The sequence below is a fragment of the Inquilinus sp. genome (genome assembly GCF_057815775.1).
Map to the genome: position 1 here is coordinate 1 of NZ_JBYRFX010000263.1, position 3,290 is coordinate 3,290.

Here is a 3,290-nt window from a genome sequence, read left to right on the forward strand (position 1 = left end):
CAGGGCCGGATGTGCGGCGCCGCCGCCGCCGAGATCCTGGCCGCCCATCGCGGCGTGCCGGTCGAGGCGGTCGGCCGCCTGCGCGGCCAGGCCCCGGTCAAGCCGATCCCTCTCACGATCGAAGACGAGCCGGAGGTCGCGGCGTGACCGCCACCGAACGCCTGACCACCGACGTCGCCATCATCGGCGGCGGCATTGCCGGCGCGGCGGCGGCGCTGGCGCTGCGGCGGATGGGGATGTCGGTGCTGCTGCTGGAGCGCAGCTTCTGCGGCGCCCAGGCCAGCGGCGTGAACTATGGCGGTGTCCGCCGCCAGGGCCGGCCGCCGGAGCAGATCCCGCTGGCCCAGCGGGCGCATGCGATCTGGCAGCGCCTGCCGCAGACCATCGGCCTCGACGGCGAATACATCCGCTCCGGCCATCTCAAGCTGGCGCGCAGCGAGGCCGATCTGGCGGTGCTGGAGGCCTATCGCGACCGGGTGCGCGACCTCGGCCTCGACCTCGAGCTGATCGCCGGCAACGCCTTCCGCGACCGCTATCCCTGGCTGGGCAGCCGCGCCATTGCCGGGTCGCTGTGCCCGGAGGACGGCCACGCCAATCCGCGGCTGGTGTCGCCCGGCTTCGCCCGCGCCGCGCGCCTGGCCGGGGCCGACATCCGCGAAAACACCGCGGTGCGCGAGGCGGTGCGCGACGGTAACGGCTTCCGGCTGCTGGCCGGCGACGGGCTGGAGGTGCGGTCCCGCCTGCTACTGAACTGCGCCGGCGCGTGGGCCAGCACCTTCGCCGCGTCCTTCGGCGAACCGGTGCCGCTGGAGTCGAGCCACCCGAACATGGCGGTAACCGAGCCCCTGCCCCGGCTGATGGACGTCAATATCGGCGTGGAGGGCGGCGGCATCTATGGCCGCCAGGTCGAGCGCGGCAACTGCGTCATCGGCGGCGGCCGTGGCCACGCGCTGGATGCCGATCGCGCCCGGCCCGGCCGCAGCGCCATCGCCAGCCTGCTGCAGCAGGCGGCCGAGCTGTTCCCGGCCCTGCACGGCGCCCAGGTGATCCGGTTCTGGAGCGGGGTCGAAGGCGACACCCCCGACCGCAACCCGGTGCTGGGGCCGAGCCGGACCACGCCGGGGCTGATCCACGGCTTCGGCTTTTCCGGCGCCGGCTTCCAGATCGGGCCGGCGGTCGGCGAGGTGTTGGCCGAGCTGGCGCGGGACGGGCGCAGCACCACCCCGATCGACGCCTTCGGCATCGGCCGCTTCACCGATGCGGCGGCAACCCCCGCCGCGTGACCATCAAGAACGGCAAACAGGAGAGAGCACCATGAACGGACGGATCAAGGCGGCCCTGCTGGCCAGCGCGGCGCTGCTGGCCTCGGGCGCCGCATCGGCCGAGACCAAGACGCTGTACATCGGCATGAATGGCGGCGACATGGAGAAGGCGTTCACCGAACACGTCTTCCCGGATTTCGAGAAGGCCAACGACGTCAAGATCGTGGTGGTGCCCGGCACCTCGTCCGAGATCCTGGCCAAGGCGACCGCGGCCAAGGACAACCCGCAGATGCACCTGATCTTCCTGGATGACGGGGTGATGGTGCGGGCGATCGGCATGGGGCTGTGCCAGAAGACCGAGCCCGACCCTGTGCTGGAGGAGCTGTACCCCGCCGCCCGGATCAAGGACGACATGGCCTCGGGCGTGACCCTGGGCCTGACCGGCCTGGCCTACAACACCAAGATGTTCACCGAGCAGGGCTGGCCGGCCCCGACTTCCTGGATGGACCTGGCCGACCCGAAATTCGAGGGCAAGGTGGTGTTCCAGTCGATGTCGAGCAGCACCTACGGGCTGCACGGCTTCCTGATGGTCAACCGCATCCAGGGCGGCAGCGAGGCCGATGTCGAGCCCGGCTTCAGCAAATGGGCCGACACCATCGGCCCCAACGTGCTGGAATACATCGCGAGCTCGGCCAAGCTGTCGGAGATGGTGCAGACCGGCGAGGCGGCGATCTTCCCGCTGACGCCGACCGCCGTCGCCGGCATGCAGGCCAAGGGCATCCCGGTGGCCTATGCCCAGCCCAAGGAGGGCGGTGTGCTGCTGATGGTGGCGCAATGCGTCGTCGCCGGAAACACCGAGCCGGCGCTGTCGCAGAAGCTGGCGCATTACCTGCTGGGCGTGCAGGCCCAGGGCCCGGCGCTGCAATATGGCGGCCAGATCCCATCCAACAGCAAGGTCACCGGCGCAACGCCCGAGGCCACGGCGATGCTGACCGAATTCCGCGGCTATCTCGAACACGCCATCGTGCTGGACTGGGACCAGATCAACGCCCACCGCCCGGACTGGAACGACCGCTGGAACCGCACGGTGGAGAAGTAAAGGACCGACGGGGCCAGGCCTTTCCGCTTTCCTTTCCTGTCATCACCGGGCTTGACCCGGTGATCCAGAAGATGTCGACAGACACTGGATGCCCGGATCAAGTCCGGGCATGACAGTTTGATGTTGTCTTAATCGACCTCGAATCCGGACATCCAACGAGCTTGGCCCCACACCGTCATTGCGAGCGCAGCGACGCAATCCAGAGGGCGGTGCCGCTGGATCGCTTCGCCTTCGGCTCGCGATGACGGTGTGGGGAATTCTGAAGGGCTGACAGGCGGCCGTCGGCACCGCCGTCAGCCGAACCCGGAGGCGCGCATGTGCACGGCCGCCCGCAGCCGCTGCCAGGCCTGGGTTTCGCGGCGCCGGATTTCGGCGGCGATCAGATCCTCATCGGATGGGTCGTCCGGCGGGCCTGTCGCGGCCGACGGTCCGGCGTCGCCCGGATCGGGTGGCGCTCGGTCTGGATCGGCCGATGCCGGCAAGGGCGGTGGTGGTGGCGGGAAGATCTCGTTGGTGTCGGTGTCGAGCATGTAGTGCTCGGTCACGGGACGGCCGAGTTCGGCCGACGGCACCCGGCGAAAGCGTCCGCGCCGGAAGCGGATGCCGGCAACGCTGAGGATGTCCGCTTCTGCGGCCGGGCCTTCGTCCTTCACCTTCGTCCCGGCGGCAAAGGCCGGCTTTTCGGGCTTGATGCCGAGATTGCGGCACATCTGCCGGATCAGCATGTCGATCGGCGGGATGGTGTCGGCCCGGTCGACGTCGATCCGGTCGCAATTGTCCATCCGGTCCCATAGTTCAGTGGTCAGCCTTTCGCGGTCCTCGGGAGCATCCGATGTGGCGGCGTCGATGGCCTTGATCACGCCCCGGGCGACGGCCCGATGACGCTCGGCCCGCTCCGCCTGCGCGTCATCCCGCCTGTCCTCGGCCGC

Annotated in this window: 3 protein-coding genes; 2 read left to right on the forward strand and 1 reads right to left on the reverse strand. The window is 69.8% G+C overall.

The genetic code is table 11. The features are described 5' to 3' along the window. Nucleotides 1-143 precede the first annotated feature (143 nt). Entirely contained in the window at nt 144-1,283 is a 1,140-nt protein-coding gene (locus AC3XYG_RS09235; protein WP_489139527.1) for an NAD(P)/FAD-dependent oxidoreductase, read from the forward strand. A 31-nt stretch (nt 1,284-1,314) separates the two neighbouring features. Further along, the gene (locus tag AC3XYG_RS09240; protein ID WP_489139528.1) at nt 1,315-2,361 is read left to right on the forward strand and encodes an ABC transporter substrate-binding protein; all 1,047 of its coding nucleotides are present in this window, start codon (nt 1,315-1,317) and stop codon (nt 2,359-2,361) included. Between the two features lie 293 nt (nt 2,362-2,654). On the opposite strand, the gene AC3XYG_RS09245 is transcribed toward AC3XYG_RS09240, so the two are convergent. Then, nucleotides 2,655-3,290, reverse strand: a 636-nt coding sequence (locus tag AC3XYG_RS09245; protein WP_489139529.1) for a hypothetical protein, incomplete at its 5' end; no start/stop codon positions are given.

Coding starts and splice junctions, on each gene's coding strand:
- AC3XYG_RS09240 (WP_489139528.1), top strand. CDS start 1,315: ATGAACGGACGGATCAAGGCGGCCCTGCTGGCCAGCGCGGCGCTGCTG.